Source organism: Bacillus sp. SYZHCR11 (assembly GCF_057196865.1).
This window is the reverse complement of record NZ_JBXUND010000001.1, coordinates 433,645-449,897: the sequence shown is the minus strand read 5'-3', so window position 1 is coordinate 449,897 and position 16,253 is coordinate 433,645. Positions and strand designations below refer to the sequence as shown.

The 16,253-nt window shown below is 44.8% G+C and carries 18 protein-coding genes; 14 read left to right on the top strand and 4 right to left on the bottom strand.

Features of this window, described 5'->3' with window-relative positions:
• The first annotated feature begins 186 nt into the window (after positions 1–186).
• The 7 genes from acnA to AC2CGA_RS02010 all read left to right on the top strand — a co-directional run bounded on the left by acnA (position 187) and on the right by AC2CGA_RS02010 (position 4,982).
• Positions 187–2,913 (top strand): aconitate hydratase AcnA, encoded by a 2,727-nt coding sequence (gene acnA / locus AC2CGA_RS02040; protein ID WP_014305071.1) that lies wholly within the window; start codon positions 187–189, stop codon positions 2,911–2,913.
• A gap of 60 nt (positions 2,914–2,973) precedes the next feature.
• Positions 2,974–3,483: a TlpA family protein disulfide reductase gene (locus AC2CGA_RS02035; RefSeq protein ID WP_003153980.1), complete on the top strand. Its 510-nt coding sequence runs from the start codon at positions 2,974–2,976 to the stop codon at positions 3,481–3,483.
• 78 nt (positions 3,484–3,561) lie between these two features.
• The gene (locus AC2CGA_RS02030) at positions 3,562–3,687 is read left to right on the top strand and encodes an FbpB family small basic protein (RefSeq protein ID WP_012117651.1); all 126 of its coding nucleotides are present in this window, start codon (positions 3,562–3,564) and stop codon (positions 3,685–3,687) included.
• A gap of 63 nt (positions 3,688–3,750) precedes the next feature.
• Positions 3,751–3,897, top strand: coding sequence for an acid-soluble spore protein N (locus AC2CGA_RS02025; RefSeq protein ID WP_003153977.1), 147 nt, complete (start codon positions 3,751–3,753; stop codon positions 3,895–3,897).
• Positions 3,898–3,921: 24 nt separating this feature from the next.
• Positions 3,922–4,164, top strand: coding sequence for a small acid-soluble spore protein Tlp (tlp, locus tag AC2CGA_RS02020; RefSeq protein WP_003153975.1), 243 nt, complete (start codon positions 3,922–3,924; stop codon positions 4,162–4,164).
• 86 nt (positions 4,165–4,250) lie between these two features.
• Positions 4,251–4,667: a YbgC/FadM family acyl-CoA thioesterase gene (locus tag AC2CGA_RS02015; RefSeq protein WP_003153973.1), complete on the top strand. Its 417-nt coding sequence runs from the start codon at positions 4,251–4,253 to the stop codon at positions 4,665–4,667.
• A gap of 15 nt (positions 4,668–4,682) precedes the next feature.
• Positions 4,683–4,982, top strand: coding sequence for a hypothetical protein (locus AC2CGA_RS02010; protein WP_003153968.1), 300 nt, complete (start codon positions 4,683–4,685; stop codon positions 4,980–4,982).
• Positions 4,983–5,013: 31 nt separating this feature from the next.
• On the opposite strand, the gene AC2CGA_RS02005 is transcribed toward AC2CGA_RS02010, so the two are convergent.
• Together AC2CGA_RS02005 and plsY are read right to left on the bottom strand one after the other, a co-directional pair.
• Complete coding sequence (locus AC2CGA_RS02005) at positions 5,014–5,301, bottom strand: HesB/YadR/YfhF family protein (protein WP_003153966.1); 288 nt, start codon at positions 5,299–5,301, stop codon at positions 5,014–5,016.
• Positions 5,302–5,389: 88 nt separating this feature from the next.
• Positions 5,390–5,971, bottom strand: coding sequence for a glycerol-3-phosphate 1-O-acyltransferase PlsY (plsY, locus tag AC2CGA_RS02000; protein WP_003153964.1), 582 nt, complete (start codon positions 5,969–5,971; stop codon positions 5,390–5,392).
• Between the two features lie 151 nt (positions 5,972–6,122).
• Here plsY and AC2CGA_RS01995 point away from each other — a divergent pair, with 151 nt between their 5' ends.
• From AC2CGA_RS01995 to parC, 3 genes are all read left to right on the top strand, one after another.
• The gene (locus AC2CGA_RS01995) at positions 6,123–6,530 is read left to right on the top strand and encodes a CoA-binding protein (protein WP_319920966.1); all 408 of its coding nucleotides are present in this window, start codon (positions 6,123–6,125) and stop codon (positions 6,528–6,530) included.
• 423 nt (positions 6,531–6,953) lie between these two features.
• Complete coding sequence (gene parE, locus AC2CGA_RS01990) at positions 6,954–8,921, top strand: DNA topoisomerase IV subunit B (protein WP_003153960.1); 1,968 nt, start codon at positions 6,954–6,956, stop codon at positions 8,919–8,921.
• A 2-nt stretch (positions 8,922–8,923) separates the two neighbouring features.
• Positions 8,924–11,347, top strand: a complete 2,424-nt coding sequence (parC, locus tag AC2CGA_RS01985; RefSeq protein ID WP_003153959.1) for a DNA topoisomerase IV subunit A — start codon at positions 8,924–8,926, stop codon at positions 11,345–11,347.
• Positions 11,348–11,398: 51 nt separating this feature from the next.
• Here the strand turns inward: parC and AC2CGA_RS01980 are convergent, their stop codons facing one another.
• The gene (locus tag AC2CGA_RS01980; RefSeq protein ID WP_003153957.1) at positions 11,399–11,524 is read right to left on the bottom strand and encodes a hypothetical protein; all 126 of its coding nucleotides are present in this window, start codon (positions 11,522–11,524) and stop codon (positions 11,399–11,401) included.
• A 24-nt stretch (positions 11,525–11,548) separates the two neighbouring features.
• Positions 11,549–11,902 (bottom strand): hypothetical protein, encoded by a 354-nt coding sequence (locus AC2CGA_RS01975; RefSeq protein ID WP_003153956.1) that lies wholly within the window; start codon positions 11,900–11,902, stop codon positions 11,549–11,551.
• 376 nt (positions 11,903–12,278) lie between these two features.
• Between AC2CGA_RS01975 and AC2CGA_RS01970 the strand changes: the two genes are divergently transcribed.
• The 4 genes from AC2CGA_RS01970 to AC2CGA_RS01955 all read left to right on the top strand — a co-directional run bounded on the left by AC2CGA_RS01970 (position 12,279) and on the right by AC2CGA_RS01955 (position 16,252).
• Positions 12,279–13,697, top strand: coding sequence for an alanine/glycine:cation symporter family protein (locus tag AC2CGA_RS01970; RefSeq protein WP_003153955.1), 1,419 nt, complete (start codon positions 12,279–12,281; stop codon positions 13,695–13,697).
• Positions 13,698–13,900: 203 nt separating this feature from the next.
• Positions 13,901–14,857, top strand: a complete 957-nt coding sequence (locus tag AC2CGA_RS01965) for a sugar kinase (protein WP_003153954.1) — start codon at positions 13,901–13,903, stop codon at positions 14,855–14,857.
• 29 nt (positions 14,858–14,886) lie between these two features.
• Positions 14,887–15,603, top strand: a complete 717-nt coding sequence (locus AC2CGA_RS01960) for an alcohol dehydrogenase catalytic domain-containing protein (RefSeq protein WP_003153953.1) — start codon at positions 14,887–14,889, stop codon at positions 15,601–15,603.
• Between the two features lie 13 nt (positions 15,604–15,616).
• The gene (locus AC2CGA_RS01955; protein ID WP_003153952.1) at positions 15,617–16,252 is read left to right on the top strand and encodes a bifunctional 2-keto-4-hydroxyglutarate aldolase/2-keto-3-deoxy-6-phosphogluconate aldolase; all 636 of its coding nucleotides are present in this window, start codon (positions 15,617–15,619) and stop codon (positions 16,250–16,252) included.
• The last annotated feature ends 1 nt before the right edge of the window (position 16,253 follow it).

Here is a 16,253-nt window from a genome sequence, read left to right as displayed (position 1 = left end):
TGAGGCGGAAAATCGGACAAAATTTACCGAAAATATTCTCATAAGACGATCTTATTGTATTTAATAAAAACATTGATATTTACTTATGTATGATTTTATACTAAGATGAAATTGTGAGAAAATTGTGATGGAATGTGAACATTCATCTAAAGAACGATCTTGATCATTGAAGGGGGATTTTGGAGAATGACAAATCAGCAAAAAGTCGCAACACAAGACGTTTTCCAAGCAAGAAAAACATTTTCTTCAAATGGGAAAACATACAACTACTATTCATTAAAAGCATTGGAAGACGCAGGGGTCGGCAATGTTTCAAAACTTCCTTATTCTATTAAGGTTCTTTTGGAATCCGTTTTGCGTCAGGTAGACGGACGCGTCATTACAAAAGAACATGTTGAAAATTTAGCAAGATGGGGTACTGCTGAATTAAAAGATATCGATGTGCCGTTTAAACCGTCACGGGTTATTCTGCAGGACTTTACCGGCGTTCCGGCCGTAGTTGACCTGGCATCTTTAAGAAAAGCCATGGCCTCTGTCGGCGGAGACCCTGATAAAATCAATCCTGAAATTCCGGTTGACCTGGTCATTGACCACTCCGTACAAGTTGACAAAGCCGGTACGGAAGATGCGTTAGCCATTAATATGGACTTAGAATTCGAAAGAAATGCAGAACGTTATAAATTTTTAAGCTGGGCAAAGAAAGCGTTTAACAATTATCAGGCCGTTCCGCCTGCAACAGGTATCGTTCACCAGGTAAACCTTGAGTTTTTGGCAAGTGTTGTTCATACGAAAGAGGAAGACGGAGAACTTGTGACCTATCCCGATACTTTGGTGGGAACAGATTCCCATACAACAATGATTAACGGAATCGGCGTCCTCGGCTGGGGTGTCGGCGGTATTGAGGCGGAAGCGGGAATGCTCGGCCAGCCTTCATATTTCCCTGTTCCTGAGGTCATCGGCGCGAAACTTGTCGGAAAATTGCCTAATGGAACGACGGCGACTGACTTGGCGCTGAAAGTCACTCAAGTGCTGCGTGAAAAAGGCGTAGTCAATAAATTTGTTGAATTCTTCGGTCCTGGTGTTGCTGAGCTTCCGCTTGCGGATCGGGCGACTATTGCCAATATGGCGCCGGAATACGGAGCGACTTGCGGATTCTTCCCGGTTGACGAGGAAGCACTTTCTTACCTGCGTCTGACCGGCCGTGAAGAAGAGCAGATCGATATTGTGGAAGCATACTGCCGCAGCAACGGTTTATTCTATACGCCTGACGCGGAAGAGCCGATTTTTACAGACGTTGTGGAAATTGATCTGTCAAAAATCGAAGCGAACCTTTCAGGCCCGAAACGTCCGCAGGATTTAATCCCGCTTTCCGTTATGCAGGAAACGTTTAAAAAACATCTTGTCAGCCCGGCCGGCAACCAAGGATTCGGAGCGGATGCTGCTGAAGAGAACAAAGAAATTTCATTTAAACTTAACAGCGGTGAAGATGCGGTTATGAAAACAGGGGCGATTGCAATCGCCGCTATTACAAGCTGTACGAATACATCAAACCCTTATGTATTAATCGGTGCCGGATTGGTAGCCAAAAAAGCGGTAGAATTAGGCTTGAAAGTGCCGAATTATGTGAAGACTTCACTTGCACCGGGGTCTAAGGTTGTTACTGGATACTTAGTCAACTCAGGTCTGCTTCCTTACATGAAGGAGCTCGGCTTTAACCTTGTGGGGTATGGCTGTACGACATGTATCGGGAACTCCGGCCCGCTTTCTCCAGAGATTGAAGAAGCGGTTGCTAAAAATGATCTCTTGATCACTTCTGTCCTGTCGGGTAACAGAAACTTTGAAGGCCGGATCCATCCGCTTGTTAAAGGAAACTACCTTGCGTCACCGCCGCTTGTTGTCGCATACGCATTGGCGGGCACTGTAAACATCAACCTGAAAACGGACCCGATCGGTGTCGGAAATAACGGACAAAATGTTTATTTCGATGACATCTGGCCGTCCATGGATGAAATCAATTCTCTCGTCAAACAGACTGTTACGCCGGAATTATTCCGCAAAGAGTATGAAACGGTATTTGACGACAACCAGCGCTGGAACGAAATCGAAACGACGGATGAAGCGCTGTATAAGTGGGACCAGGATTCCACTTACATTCAAAACCCGCCGTTCTTTGAGGAAATGTCTGTAGAGCCGGGAAAAGTTGAGCCTTTAAGAGGACTTCGCGTTGTCGGCAAATTCGGCGATTCCGTGACGACTGACCACATTTCTCCGGCTGGAGCGATCGGAAAAGACACACCGGCGGGCAAATACCTGCAGGAAAAAGGCGTTTCTCCTCGTGACTTTAACTCTTACGGCTCACGCCGCGGAAACCATGAAGTCATGATGAGAGGAACATTCGCCAATATCCGCATTAAAAACCAAATCGCACCGGGTACAGAAGGCGGCTACACAACACATTGGCCTACCGGGGAAGTGACATCTATTTATGATGCCTGCATGCGGTATAAAGAAGATAAAACGGGTCTTGTCGTCCTGGCCGGAAAAGATTACGGAATGGGCTCTTCACGTGACTGGGCTGCAAAAGGAACAAACCTGCTCGGCATCAGAACAGTTATTGCCGAAAGCTTTGAAAGAATTCACAGAAGCAACCTCGTCTTCATGGGTGTGCTGCCGCTTCAGTTCAAACAGGGTGAAAACGCGGATACACTCGGCTTAACCGGTAAGGAAGTCATCGAGGTGGATGTTGATGAATCTGTACGTCCGCGCGACTTGCTGACTGTCAGAGCAATCAGTGAAGACGGTACGGTAAAAACGTTTGAAGTCGTTGTCCGTTTTGACAGTGAAGTGGAAATTGATTACTATCGCCACGGCGGCATTTTACAAATGGTGCTTCGCGATAAAATGAAACAGTAGCAGAATGAACAAAAGAGAGAAAGCAGTCTGCTTTCTCTCTTTTTATGCGGGAGGCTTAAGATGCTTGCAAAATGGCTGGGCGGAATGTTACTTATCGGGTTGTTAGTATATGCGGGCTGGAACATTTATTCCGTGCAAAAAAGTCCGAAAGAAGGGACAGAAGAAGGGATGAAAGCCCCTGACTTTACACTTGATACATTGTCAGGAAAAAGTATCTCCCTATCTGATTATAAAGGAAAAAAAGTGCTCCTCAATTTCTGGGCGACGTGGTGCAAGCCGTGCCGAATGGAAATGCCGGATATGCAGGAGCTGCAGAAAGAATATCCTGATATTGCGGTAGCAGCCGTTAATTTTACGTCTTCTGAAAAAAATATACAGGCTGTGAAATCATTTGCTGATCATTATCAGCTGACCTTTCCTATTCTGATTGACAAAAGCGGAATTAACGGGGATTTCAACGTGCTTTCTTATCCGACAACATACATATTAGACGAAAAAGGAACCATTCAGCACATTCGCGTAGGCACGATGACAAAAAAAGAAATGAAAGAAAAACTGGATCTCAAATAGAGGTTCAGTTTTTTTATTGTGAAGGGCTTAGGTTTTGAAAAATTGGAAAAAATGAATGAAAACACGGAGGTGAGAAGATTGAAAAAAATGCGAAAACGTTCTTTTCATGAATTGGTTATGGAAAATAAACGTGAGCTGATGACCAATACGGAATATTTGAATCAGCTTGAAGAAAAGCTGGAGCAGCGGTTCAAACAAAAATAACCTTTAATTTGCAGTCATGTTTACACCTCCTTTTGCAAAATATACTCTTAAGGAGGGATGAACATGGGCATAAACAAGAAAGACGGCCAGCCGCAATACGCTCCGAGCCACTTAGGGACAAAACCCGTTAAATATAAACGCAACAAAGGGGAAAAGTTTCATGACAAGTCAAACGGACATCCGATTGTCATGCAGACGAAAGGCGAATAACATCATCAAAGGAGAGCAGACATTATGACAAACAATGATCAAAAACCGAATCCGGATGACCGTTCCGATAACGTTGAAAAGCTGCAGGATATGGTGCAGAATACAATTGAAAATATAGAAGAAGCGAAAGAATCAATGGAATTTGCGACAGATGAGGAAAAACAGCGCATTCAAGAAAAGAATGCCAGACGCAATGAAAGCATTGAATCGTTCCGCAGTGAAATTCAGGATGAATCGGCTGCAAGAGAAAACGGCTATCAATCATAATAAAAACCAGGGAAACCTGGTTTTTTTCTCTTTCCGGCTCGTTGTGATAAAATGGGGCTAATCTGATAAAAAGGGAGCAGAGAACGTTGCATGTGTCAAAAAAAGAAATAGAAGTGCGTTATGCGGAAACAGATCAAATGGGCATCGTCTATCATGCCAATTACTTAGTCTGGATGGAGGTCGGCAGAACGGCGCTGATTAAGGAACTCGGATTCCTTTACAAGGATATGGAAGATAGAGGAGTGCTGTCCCCTGTATTGGATATCAGCATTTCTTATAAAAAGCCGCTCCGCTACGGTGAAACGGCTGTCGTACATACTTGGATTGAAGAATATAACGGATTTAAAACCGTTTACGGCTACCACATCTATAATCCGGATCAAGAACTTGCCATCAAAGCGACATCCTCTCATATATGCGTTGATAAAGAGAGCTTCAAACCGATTCAGTTTCGCAAGGCTTTTCCTGATTGGCATGCCGCTTACGAAAAGGCAAAAAAATAAGGAGCGGCTGCACTTATGGCATTTGGAATTACGCGTAAGGAACTGGAAAGATGGAAGCGGGATGTATCGGAAGGGAAAATCGCTTTTTTAACGCATTACTGGCTGGACGACCGCTTTCCGGAGGCTAAGACCGTGACGAAGGCTGGTTCAAGCGATCTCAATAAACTGATCAGATGGGGAGCGGAGTACGGGCTGAAGCCGGAGTGGATTCACCATAAAAATGAATTTCCCCACTTTGACCTGCTCGGAGAAACGCAAAGAAGCATATTAGAAAAAGAACGTCTGACTGATCACCTAAAAAGGTTCAGGCTGTAAAAAAAAGAACGCATCCGCTGCGTTCTTTTTTTTACACGTAATCAAATACCGGCTCTTCTGCCTGATCTGAATATGTGACTGACAAATCGTGATTATCAAAGTACCATAAGTCGCTTTCTTCAATAAAAAAGGTAATGCCTTCAACTTCCGTGCTGGTGCCGATGTTCATCGGCAGGTCTTTTAAAATGCCGAGAGAAAAGCCTTTCTGAACGTTGCTGCATCCCCCGTAACGGACAAAGAAACGGACGTGGTCGCCTGTTTCCAGATCGAGCTCTTCTTTGTACCAATCCAGCGCGCCTTTCGTTACTTTCATGTTCATCCGGAACACTCCCTTTTTGTTTCTCATATAAAGAAATTATCTCTATTATAAACGCATATGGCATTTTGATGTCAAAATTGAAGTTTCATCAAAACCATTTGATCTTCGGTTCTGTTTTGTTTATAATCCGTTTGATGTTTGCCCTGTGTCTGTAGATAACAAACGCGGTCAAGAGCGTCACTACGATTAATAAATAAGGGTCTTTTACAAACAGACAGTAAATAATCGTATAAATCCCTGTTAACATTGAAGACAGAGAAACAAATTTCGTAAGGAATAAAAATACGAAAAATACTGCAACCATCGTAACGAATAACAGCGGAGCATAAAACAGCAGGACGCCCCCTGATGTGGCTACGGCTTTGCCTCCTTTAAACTTTGCGAACACGGGGAATACATGGCCGATCACTGCTGCCACCCCTGCGAGAAGAGGATGAATGGGGACGTGCAGTAAATATGGGAGCGCCGCGGCCAGGGTGCCTTTTAAAATATCGGCTGCGACGACGACAGATCCCGCTTTAACGCCAAGCGTGCGAAAAGCATTTGTAGCGCCCAAATTGCCGCTTCCGTGTTCTCTAATATCGATCCCTTTCGCAAGTTTGCCTACGACTAAACCTGACGGGATGCTGCCTATTGCATAGGCCAAAATAATCAATAAAGCAATCAACATCTACATTTCTCCTTTTCAATGTCCCTTCACTCTATTTTAACACGAGTTGTTACCGTCTGATGACAAGTTTTTTGAGAATTAAGCTGACAAATCGCTTTTTTTGATTCCGGCGAAGCGGTCATGTACAATATATCAAAAGGAGATGGTAAAGATGCAAAATCCTTCAAAATCAGAGATTAAAGAAATTCTGGACCGGAGCAAACGGATCGCAGTCGTCGGGCTGTCAGACCGTCCCGACCGGACTTCTTACATGGTTTCCAAAGCGATGCAGGATGAAGGGTATGAAATTATTCCCGTCAACCCAACGATTGATGAGGCGCTTGGCGTTAAAGCCGTTGCTTCATTAAAAGACGTGGAGGGACCGATTGATATCGTGAATGTGTTCAGACGCTCTGAGCAGCTTCCCGGCGTTGCTGAAGAATTTTTACAGACGGACGCTCCCGTTTTTTGGGCGCAGCAGGGCCTTGCAAATGATGAAGCGTATCGCATGATTACAGACAAAGGACGGACGGCTGTAATGGATTTATGTATAAAAGTCGCCCGCGCTGTTATAAAATAGGAACAAAAAAGGCAAAAATCCTTGGTAAATCAGGGGTTTTTGCTTTTTTATTGAAAGAATACTCTTTGCGTATGATGATGAAACAGATACAATAAAGCATGAACAGCTTTTTTAGAAACCCCTTTATACAGGGGTTTGCAGTCTGTTTGCGATGGCCGGCATAAAGCTATATAATAGAAAGCGAACTCATGTTCTTATCTGCCGAAAAGGGCACCAAAAAGATGAAAAGCCGTTCGAATGTATGTCTTGCGGCCTAAAAAACGAGCCATTCGCTTAAATATGTTGCGAAATCAAGCATATTGGTTATAATTGTGAGTCCGAGGAGAATTGGACCGAAGCTTGCGCATACTGAAAAACAAAGACATGAAAACATTTAAAAAAGAGAATGATTAAGAGCAGGTTTTTTGAAAGGGGTTTGTACGTTTGGCTAGAAAACAGCAATTTGATTACAACGAAGATGCCATACAGGTGCTTGAAGGCCTGGAAGCCGTCAGAAAACGACCGGGAATGTACATCGGTTCGACGGACGCACGCGGCCTGCACCATCTGGTATATGAGATCGTCGACAATTCCGTCGATGAAGTTCTTGCCGGCTACGGAGATCATATTATCGTAACGATACATAAGGACAACAGCATCTCCGTTCAGGATAGAGGACGCGGAATGCCGACCGGGATGCATAAGCTCGGAAAGCCGACGCCGGAAGTTATTTTCACCGTGCTGCATGCCGGGGGGAAATTCGGACAGGGCGGCTATAAAACAAGCGGCGGTCTGCATGGTGTCGGCGCATCTGTCGTAAACGCATTATCGGAGTGGCTGACAGTTACTATTGAGCGTGACGGATATGTCTATAAACAGCGGTTTGAAAACGGCGGCAAGCCCGTGACTTCACTTGAAAAAATCGGAACGACCAAAAAAACGGGAACGCTTACCCATTTTAAACCTGATCCGTCAATGTTCAGCGCAACGGTTTATAATTTTGACACGCTGTCAGAACGTCTGCGCGAATCGGCTTTCTTGTTAAAAGGTTTGAAAATAGAATTAATTGATGAACGGAAAGGCGTAAAAGAAGTATTTTATTATGAGAACGGAATTGAAGCATTTGTCGCTTATTTAAACGAGGAAAAAGACGCTTTATGCGAAGTGGTGTCCTTTGAAGGCGAGCATCATGACATTGAAGTCGATTTCGCGTTTCAGTTTAATGACGGGTATTCAGAAAATATGCTGTCATTCGTTAATAACGTCAGAACAAAGGACGGCGGCACCCACGAATCAGGAGCCAAAACGGCAATGACAAGAGCGTTTAACGAGTATGCGCGAAAGGTCGCCCTTTTAAAAGAGAAAGACAAGAACCTTGAAGGCGCCGATATCAGGGAAGGTTTGTCCGCAATCATTTCCGTCCGTATCCCGGAGGAACTGCTGCAATTTGAAGGCCAGACGAAAGGGAAGCTCGGCACAAGTGAGGCGAGATCCGCCGCGGATGCCGTCATTTCTGAGAATCTTGCTTATTTCTTGGAAGAAAACCGCGATACGGCAACCCTGCTTGTCAAAAAAGCGATTAAAGCAAGCCAGGCCCGTGAAGCGGCCCGTAAAGCGAGAGAAGAAGCGAGAAGCGGCAAAAAGCGCAAAAAATCAGAAGCGACGCTGAGCGGAAAACTCACACCGGCCGGTTCCAGAAATCCGGCGAAGAATGAATTGTATCTGGTGGAGGGAGACTCTGCTGGAGGTTCTGCAAAACAGGGAAGAGACCGGAAATTCCAAGCCGTGCTGCCCCTTCGCGGAAAGGTCATCAACACAGAGAAAGCAAAGCTAGCAGACATCTTCAAAAATGAAGAAATCAATACGATTATTCATGCGATCGGCGGAGGAGTCGGCGCAGATTTTGATATAGAGGACATCAACTATGACAAGATCATCATCATGACGGACGCGGATACCGACGGCGCGCACATTCAAGTCTTGCTGTTAACGTTTTTCTACCGCTATATGAAACCTTTAATCGAGCACGGAAAAGTTTTCATCGCCCTTCCGCCTCTTTACAAAGTGAGCAAAGGAAGCGGCAAGAAAGAGATTATTGAATATGCTTGGTCCGACGAAGAAATGGACGGCGTTTTAAAGAAAGTCGGCAAAGGATATACCATCCAGCGCTATAAAGGTCTGGGAGAAATGAACGCAGACCAGCTCTGGGAAACGACGATGAATCCCGAATCGCGAACGCTCGTCAGAGTCAAGATCGACGATGCGGCACGGGTAGAGCGCCGTGTAACGACATTAATGGGAGACAAAGTAGAACCGAGAAGAAAATGGATTGAAAAGAATGTTGCCTTCGGATTAGATGAGGAAAGCAATATTTTGGAAAATGAAAACTTGTCGGTCGCTGAGGAGGTTTAATAGTGGCACAGCCAGAATTATTTCATGATTTACCGTTAGAAGAAGTAATCGGCGACCGTTTCGGACGCTACAGTAAATACATTATTCAAGACAGGGCGCTGCCCGACGCTCGTGACGGTTTAAAGCCGGTGCAGCGGAGAATTTTATACGCCATGCACGCAGACGGAAATACATTCGATAAAAATTTCCGTAAAGCGGCAAAAACGGTCGGAAACGTTATCGGTAATTATCATCCGCACGGTGACAGCTCCGTTTATGAAGCGATGGTGCGGATGAGCCAGGATTGGAAAGTGCGGAATGTGCTGATTGAGATGCACGGCAATAACGGAAGCATTGACGGTGATCCGCCGGCTGCCATGCGTTATACGGAAGCGAGATTATCTTCTATCGCGTCAGAGCTTTTGCGTGATATTGATAAAAATACGGTTGAATTCGTTCCGAACTTTGATGACACCAGTAAAGAGCCGGTTGTTTTGCCCGCCATGTTCCCTAACTTGCTTGTTAACGGATCAACCGGGATTTCAGCGGGCTATGCGACTGATATTCCCCCTCATCATCTGGGTGAGGTCATTGATGCCGTCATTAAACGGATTGAATCTCCGGATTGCACCGTCGATGACTTGATGCAGGTGATTAAAGGGCCTGACTTTCCGACAGGAGGCATTATTCAAGGAGTCGACGGCATTCGGAAGGCTTATGAAACCGGTAAAGGCAAAATTATTATCCGCGGCAAGGCTGAAGTGGAATCCGTAAGAGGCGGACGGGAGCAGATCGTCATTACAGAAATTCCGTTTGAAGTAAACAAAGCCAATCTCGTTAAGAAAATGGACGAATACCGCATAGACAAAAAAGTCGAAGGCATTTCTGAAGTCAGGGATGAAACTGACCGCACGGGGCTTCGGGTGGTCGTTGAGTTAAAGAAAGAAGCCGATGCAAAAGGCATCCTGAATTTCTTATATAAAAACACTGATCTGCAGACAACATATAACTTTAATATGGTCGCCATACATAACCGCCGGCCGATGCTGATGAGTCTTACGGCCATCCTGGATGCGTATATTTCCCATCAGAAGGAAGTGGTGACAAACCGCTCCGTCTTTGAATTACAAAAAGCAAAAGAGCGGCATCACATCGTTGAAGGACTGATGAAGGCACTGTCCGTGTTAGATGAGGTCATAGCGGTCATCCGGGCAAGCAGCGACAAGAAAGATGCGAAACAAAACTTAATTTCTAAATTCGCATTTACGGAGCCGCAGGCCGAAGCGATCGTATCCTTGCAGCTGTATCGTCTGACAAACACGGATATTACGGCGCTAAAAGAGGAAGCGGAAGAGCTCAGCAAGAAAATTCAGGAGCTCGAAGCCATTTTAAGTCATGATAAAAAGCTGTTAAAAGTCATTACAAGCAGCCTGAAAAAATTGAAAAAGACCTATGCTGACAGCAGACGGTCTGTCATTGAAGAAAAGATTGAGGAAATTAAAATCAATCTTGAAGTCATGGTTGCCTCTGAGGACGTATATGTGACAGTCACAAAAGACGGCTATGTAAAACGAACAAGCCAGCGGTCATTTGCCGCTTCTAACGGCCAGGATTTCGGTATGAAGGATACTGACAGGCTGATTCACCAATTTGAAATGAATACAACGGATGTTCTTCTGCTCTTTACCAATAAGGGAAGCTATGTTTATTGTCCGGTTCACCAGCTTCCCGATATCAGGTGGAAAGACATGGGACAGCACGTAACGAACATCATCACGATTGACCGTGATGAAACCATCGTGAAAGCTATACCGGTAAAAGAATTTGATCCCTCTTCATATTTATTGTTCATGACGAAAAACGGTATGGTGAAGAGAACTGAAATGACGCATTACAAAGCGCAGCGTTACTCGAAAGCGCTTGTTGCCCTTAACCTTAAAGGGGATGATGAGCTGATTGATGTTCATGTCACAGACGGCGTCAGCCAGCTGTTTATCGCCACCCGCCTTGGGTACGGTTTATGGTTCGGTGAAGATGAAGTAAATGTAGTCGGTGCCCGTGCGGCCGGCGTAAAGGGCATAAATTTAAAAGACGGTGATACCGTCGTATCAGGGCAAATCCTGCATGAAACAGATTCGCTTGTCCTCGTCACACAGCGGGGAGCAATCAAACGGATGAACCTATCTGAATTCGAAAAAACATCCAGGGCGAAACGCGGTGTCGTCATGCTGCGTGAGCTTAAAAAGAACCCGCATCGGGCAGTCGGCGTATTTGCGTGCGCTTTGGCCGACATGATCGCTGCGGAAACAGAAAAAGGCGAGAGAATCGAAATCGCCGTGAAGTCCTTGCGGGCGAATGACCGATACAGCAACGGCTCCTTCTTTACCGATGAAGATGAGACAGGGCCGGTAACAGATGTATGGCGTATCCCTGCATACGATGTTTAAGAGTAAAAATAAAATAAAAAACCTCCGCTCATTGAGCGGAGGTTTTACTATTTAGCTTTCATGGCTGCCGAATAAGTCAGTGATAGCGTGAATGACTTCGATTCCCTGCCATACAAATAAATTCAATGCAGTGAATGAAAACAACCCTAAAATCACCATTCGTAAGATAAACAACATGTTTAACAACCTCCTCATTTTATGTTACATAGATAGGCGATGTTGAACATGAAGCTCATCGAAATACGAGGACTGATAAAATTTAGCGATTAAAAAGCTTTTCTTTCGCTGTCTTCTCCGGGAAGCGGGGCGTCTCCTGTCTGATATCACGATCAGTGAGACAGAAGCGGCAAAAAGCGCCGTCAAGATATATGAGCCCGTCAGCGATTTTTTCTCATCATCAGCATTTTGGCCGGCCTTCATTTCGTGCATTTCCTGCTGGTCGGCTACCGCTTTAAAATGATGAGCGGTATCAAACGCATGGGGAATGGAGAGCAAATGAAAGCTTGCAATCGCTAAAAATAAAATAGAAGCTTTTAAAAACAAGATTTTTTTCAAATGTTCTCCTCCCTTCATAAGTCTGAATATTTTTATTATAATACCCTAATTTAAATGTAAAGTAAACACATTTATTAAATTTAAAAAATTATTATCCTGGTTAAGTATATACCATTCCATCCATCTTTTCATCTCTTTTTTCTTAAAGACCTATTTGTTATGATATGCACGCATTCCTTATGACGTGACAACATTTTTCGGGCTGTAAGATAAAAAACGGGGCATGACAGCAAAAGATGTGATGAAGAAACCGAAACATTTTCTTAAAAAAACTTCTCAACCACTGTTGTTGTGATATAATAATACCCGTTGTGTTAAAAGATCTAACATATACAGCAAAAATGACAGTAAAAGATATGTAAAAGGGAGGTTAAACATGGAGGCTTTCATCAGTGAAATCATAAATGTTCCAAATGATTTTATTTGGAAGTATCTTGTTTATATTTTAGTCGGGATCGGATTGTACTTTACGTTCCGTTTTCGCTTTATTCAATTCCAGTACTTTTTTGAAATGTTCAGAATCGTCGGGGAGAAGCCGCAAGGAAATAAAGGAGTGTCTTCAATGCAGGCATTCTTTATCTCAGCAGCTTCTCGTGTCGGAACCGGAAACTTGACCGGCGTCGCGCTGGCGATTGCAACAGGCGGTCCCGGCGCAGTATTTTGGATGTGGATCGTAGCGATTGTCGGTATGGCTTCCAGCTTTGTGGAAAGCACCTTGGCGCAGCTGTATAAAGTGCGTTCCGGTGACGAATTCCGCGGCGGTCCGGCATATTACATGGCAAAGGGACTGGGCGCCCGCTGGCTCGGTATTTTATTCGCCGTATTGATTACCGTTTCTTTCGGACTTATCTTTAACGCGGTGCAGTCAAATACGATTTCTGTGGCGTTTGACGAAGCATTCCATGTGAATAAAACAGTTATCGCAATCATTTTAGCTGTATTAACGGCTTTCATTATATTCGGCGGTCTGAAGCGTGTTGTTTCTGTCTCGCAATTAATCGTTCCGGTTATGGCGGGAATGTATATTCTGATCGCGCTGTATGTCGTGATTGTAAATATTTCGGCGGTACCTGAGCTTCTTGTTACGATTGTGAAAAATGCGTTCGGTCTTGAGCAGATCGTCGGCGGAAGCTTAGGAAGCATCATTATTATCGGAGCGCAGCGCGGCCTGTTTTCAAACGAAGCGGGTATGGGAAGCGCGCCGAATGCCGCAGCAGCTGCACATGTGTCGCATCCGGCTAAGCAGGGATTAATTCAGACCCTCGGCGTGTTCTTTGATACGTTTATCGTTTGTACATCGACTGCTTTTATCATTTTATTGTACAGCGTTACGCCTAAAGGCGACGGCATCCAAGTGACGCAAGCCGCACTGCAGCACCATCTCGGCGGATGGGCGCCGACATTTATTGCGATTGCGATGTTTTTATTCGCATTCAGCTCAGTCGTCGGCAACTATTACTATGGTGAAACGAATATTGAATTTATTAAAACAAGCAAAACATGGCTTAATATTTACCGCGTATTCGTCGTAGTGATGGTGGTATACGGATGTTTGGCTGACTTCCAGATCGTCTGGGACATGGCAAACTTGTTTATGGGACTCTTGGCTCTCATTAACTTAGTGGCAATCTTACTGCTGAGTAATGTAGCCTACAAGATCTATAAGGATTATGCCGCTCAGCGCAAAAAAGGTCTTGATCCCGTATTCAAAGCCGAGAATACTCCGGAGCTCAAGCATATTGAAACATGGGCGGAAGAAGAAGGTACAAGCCCTGAACGTAAGACTGCTAACTGAGGAAACATGCATACAATTTTCAAAAAACCCCCTTACATTTTGTTGTGAAGGGGTTTTTATGTGAAAAACCGGGTTATTTTTACTGAAAACAGATTTTTTTGAATTTATTGTATTTTTCTCTTGTATATGTAAGTGCTTTCATATAAAGTTTAACTAAACCGGTTTACCAAACCGATTTAGTCTTAAAGGAAAGGAGTATTGATGTGGCTTCTGATTATGGCATTTTTACGATCGGTGATGCGATGATCACCTTAAATCCCGCAAGCACAGGACCTTTGCGTTTTGTTACCCATTTTGAACGAAAAGCAGGAGGAGCTGAACTGAATTTTGCGATTGCATGCGCCAGATTGAACCTGCACTCAAAGTGGGTCAGCAGACTGGGGAAGGATGAGTTCGGCAGAGTGATTTATCAGTTTGCCAAAGGAGAAGGAATTGATGTGACTGACGTCTCCTTTGTTGAAGGCTTTCCTACATCTTTAAATGTCAAAGAGATCAGAAATGACGGTTCAGGCAAGACGTTTTATTATCGTTTCAATTCACCAATTCTGACTCTTGCACCGGAAGATATAACTGAGAATATGTTTGACGGCATTCACATCGTTCATCTTACCGGTGTGTTCCTCGCGCTTGATAAGAAAAATCTTGAAATTGCTGAAAGGGTGCTTTCTATCGCCAAAGCAAGAAAGATTCCCGTATCTTTTGATCCGAATATCAGGCTGAAGCTGTGGACGATTGAGGAGGCACGTGCGGCATTTCATCAAATCTTTCCGCATACTGATATTCTTCTGGCGGGCCGGGACGAAATGAAACAGCTGACAGGTATAGGAGAAAATGAAGCATTAGCCCGGTTTGCAGAGAGCTATTCAATCAGTCAGCTAGTCATAAAAGACGGTGAAGCGGGTTCTGCGCTGTATCATGATCATAAGTGGGTTCACAAAGAGGCTTTCCCGGTTGCGCCTGTCGACACGGTAGGAGCGGGTGACGGCTTTAATGCCGGCTACCTGTACAGTTATTTGCATGATTTTGAACCGGAAAAACGTCTGGAGTTTGCAAATGCAGTCGGTGCGCTCGTCACCACAGTTTCCGGTGACAATGAAGGGCTTCCCTGCCTAGAAGAGGTTCTGTCATTTGTAAACAAAGAGACTGTGATTGAACGGTAGCAAGCACAACTTAAAAAGCGGGTGAAAAAATGAAAGCGGTTCAAGTACGGAAAGCATTTGATCTGATGGTGACGGAATGTGAGAAACCGTCTGTTGTCCACGCGGATGATGTTCTTGTCAAGGTGAAGCGGGTCGGAATTTGCGGATCAGATTTGCATATTTATCATGGGACAAATCCGTTAGCGTCCCTGCCGAGAGTAATCGGACATGAAGTCACAGGGGAAGTCGCAAAGACCGGTTCTCATGTCCGGCGTTTCAAGCCGGGTGACCGGGTAGTGATTGAACCGATATCTTATTGCGGAACATGCTATGCCTGCCGGAAAGGACGTCCGAACGTCTGCAAAGCGCTTTCGGTGTTCGGCGTTCATGAAGATCCCGTTTTGCGGGTGAACGAATGGACAAAAAATGAAGGCGCTAATGTCGTCATTGATGCCGTCTGTCTCCCCTCAACGTTTGAAACGTCAATTGACGCAGTGTCTCCGGCCGGTCATGTGGTTGTGCTTGGTTTTGATGAGAGGACTGCCGGCATTTCTCAGCTTCCGATCACAAAAAAGGAAGTCACGATCACCGGTTCAAGATTGCAGACGAATCAGTTTCCGTACATTACAGACTTACTGAATAAAGGCCTGTTAACGCACGGCGGTCTTATTACACATACATTTTCAGCAGATGACGTCCATCGAGCATTTCAGTTGATCGAACAGCACCCGGGCAAGGTGGGAAAAGCAATCATTACGTTTGATTAAAGGAGGAGCGAGAATGCTGCCTAAGTACGCCATTTACGAAAAACTTCTGCATGCACAAGTGGTGGCTGTCATAAGGGGACAAAACAGCCAAGAGGCGCTTGAAGTTTCAAAAGCGGCCATTTCAGGAGGTATCAGCGCCATTGAGCTTACATACACAACTCCTGAAGTGGAAGATGTCTTTAAGGAACTCCGGCATCAAGATATTCTTCTTGGAGCCGGTTCTGTAATGGATACCGAAACAGCGAGACACGCCATTTTATCAGGCGCCTCATTTATCGTCAGCTCTCATTTTGTAAAAGAGATAGCATCTCTATGCAACCAGTACAGCGTACCGTATCTGCCGGGATGCATGAGCGTGTCTGATATGGCTTTGGCGCTCGAAGCCGGATGTGATGTGGTAAAGCTGTTCCCCGCTAATTCGTTTAATCCCTCATTTATCAAGTCGGTCAACGGCCCTCTGCCGAATGTCCGCATTATGCCGACCGGGGGTATCTCATTAAACAGCATGAATGACTGGCTTTCTGCCGGAGCGGTCGCGGTCGGAGTGGGAAGCGACTTGACAAAAGCATATCAAAAGGGCGGCTATGAAGCTGCCGTATCCCTCAGCAAAGAATACGTCTGCCGAAAAAACGAATATACGGGGGTGTAAC

Bases quoted from the DNA above. Each gene is read 5' to 3' on its own strand.
- acnA (WP_014305071.1), top strand. From the start codon at position 187: ATGACAAATCAGCAAAAAGTCGCAACACAAGACGTTTTCCAAGCAAGA.
- AC2CGA_RS02035 (WP_003153980.1), top strand. From the start codon at position 2,974: ATGCTTGCAAAATGGCTGGGCGGAATGTTACTTATCGGGTTGTTAGTA.
- AC2CGA_RS02025 (WP_003153977.1), top strand. From the start codon at position 3,751: ATGGGCATAAACAAGAAAGACGGCCAGCCGCAATACGCTCCGAGCCAC.
- tlp (WP_003153975.1), top strand. From the start codon at position 3,922: ATGACAAACAATGATCAAAAACCGAATCCGGATGACCGTTCCGATAAC.
- AC2CGA_RS02010 (WP_003153968.1), top strand. From the start codon at position 4,683: ATGGCATTTGGAATTACGCGTAAGGAACTGGAAAGATGGAAGCGGGAT.
- AC2CGA_RS02005 (WP_003153966.1), bottom strand. From the start codon at position 5,301: ATGAACATGAAAGTAACGAAAGGCGCGCTGGATTGGTACAAAGAAGAG.
- plsY (WP_003153964.1), bottom strand. From the start codon at position 5,971: ATGTTGATTGCTTTATTGATTATTTTGGCCTATGCAATAGGCAGCATC.
- AC2CGA_RS01995 (WP_319920966.1), top strand. From the start codon at position 6,123: ATGCAAAATCCTTCAAAATCAGAGATTAAAGAAATTCTGGACCGGAGC.
- AC2CGA_RS01980 (WP_003153957.1), bottom strand. From the start codon at position 11,524: ATGTTGTTTATCTTACGAATGGTGATTTTAGGGTTGTTTTCATTCACT.
- AC2CGA_RS01970 (WP_003153955.1), top strand. From the start codon at position 12,279: ATGGAGGCTTTCATCAGTGAAATCATAAATGTTCCAAATGATTTTATT.
- AC2CGA_RS01960 (WP_003153953.1), top strand. From the start codon at position 14,887: ATGAAAGCGGTTCAAGTACGGAAAGCATTTGATCTGATGGTGACGGAA.
- AC2CGA_RS01955 (WP_003153952.1), top strand. From the start codon at position 15,617: ATGCTGCCTAAGTACGCCATTTACGAAAAACTTCTGCATGCACAAGTG.